A 1,027-nucleotide genomic window follows, 5' to 3' on the forward strand; every position below is an offset into this window, starting at 1 on the left:
TCGGATAAGGGGCATCGTTAGAACTCTCAACAAAAAATGACAGGTTACCTGACTCCACTCCTTAATGCGACAGAACCGGTTACTCTAAATGTGCCTTTTTTCCGGTTAGAATACAACGCTGTTATCCGTAATTGTAGCTGCTTGAATTTCTATCTTCTTTTCAACGGAAAAAGAAGCCATACGTTTGAATGGATTTTTCAAGTTCGATGTCCATATACTTTGAATAAACAGGAGTTGGGGAGAACGTTAAACAGCTAAACTGGCTGCCCAAACTTAAGTAAATTTCCACTTGGATCAATTAGGTGGAACTCCAACATGCCCCATGGAGTTTCCGCAAGCGGAGAGACTTCAGTCTGCGCTTGTAGTTCTTGAAACACACTTTGGATATCTTTCACGAAAAGATAGCAAGAAGTGTTCTCTGCAATGTACTTATCGTTACATGCCCAAAAATGGATTTCAGCTTCCCCTCTGCTAATTATCGCATATTCATTAGGAACAAAATTGTCGCAATGGAACCCAAGTTTACTTGTGTAAAAGTCAACCAATTCGTCTAGATCCAATGTAGCCAATACAGGGACAGCCTCCCAATCGCTCATACATTTTCCCTTTTATTTATATATATTTCCTTAAAAATCCATAATATTGTCTCAGCCAGTCGGCGAGGCGCGTTAGCAAATCCATGCGTTTGTGAAAAATTGCCACGATCAATGCAGGCTCGTTCTCTCGCGGTAGGCAGAACACATCATATTTATGTTGTAACTAATTATTGTATCTTGGGTGAAAATAAAGTTCTGAACCATTTTGTAGTTAATGTAGATCGTTACTCATCAATGTGTCGCCTATAATCCATAGATTGATGTAGAATTCTGACAATGGTTATCCCATTTTCCACTACACGAAAAAAAATAATGTGTGAAGCTATTGGGAATCCCTTTAACCCCGATCTAATATGGTTCTGTCGCATTAACAGAGCGCTAGCAAGAGAAAATGATGTAATTGTTTTTTATGCAGCCAATTGATAGAAAAA

The 1,027-nt window shown here is 38.9% G+C and carries 2 protein-coding genes; both read right to left on the reverse strand.

Annotated features, from left to right (window positions below):
- Positions 1 to 254 precede the first annotated feature (254 nt).
- Positions 255 to 596, reverse strand: coding sequence for a bleomycin resistance protein (locus NXS07_RS20285; RefSeq protein WP_258087547.1), 342 nt, complete (start codon positions 594 to 596; stop codon positions 255 to 257).
- Between the two features lie 224 nt (positions 597 to 820).
- The gene (locus tag NXS07_RS21890; protein WP_082243393.1) at positions 821 to 964 is read right to left on the reverse strand and encodes a type II toxin-antitoxin system RelE/ParE family toxin; all 144 of its coding nucleotides are present in this window, start codon (positions 962 to 964) and stop codon (positions 821 to 823) included.
- Positions 965 to 1,027: the final 63 nt, after the last annotated feature.

Origin of the sequence: Xenorhabdus bovienii, from assembly GCF_024721015.1 — a bacterium.
GTDB lineage: Bacteria > Pseudomonadota > Gammaproteobacteria > Enterobacterales > Enterobacteriaceae > Xenorhabdus > Xenorhabdus bovienii.

Bases quoted from the DNA above. Each gene is read 5' to 3' on its own strand.
- NXS07_RS21890 (WP_082243393.1), bottom strand. From the start codon at position 964: ATGCGACAGAACCATATTAGATCGGGGTTAAAGGGATTCCCAATAGCT.
- NXS07_RS20285 (WP_258087547.1), bottom strand. From the start codon at position 596: ATGAGCGATTGGGAGGCTGTCCCTGTATTGGCTACATTGGATCTAGAC.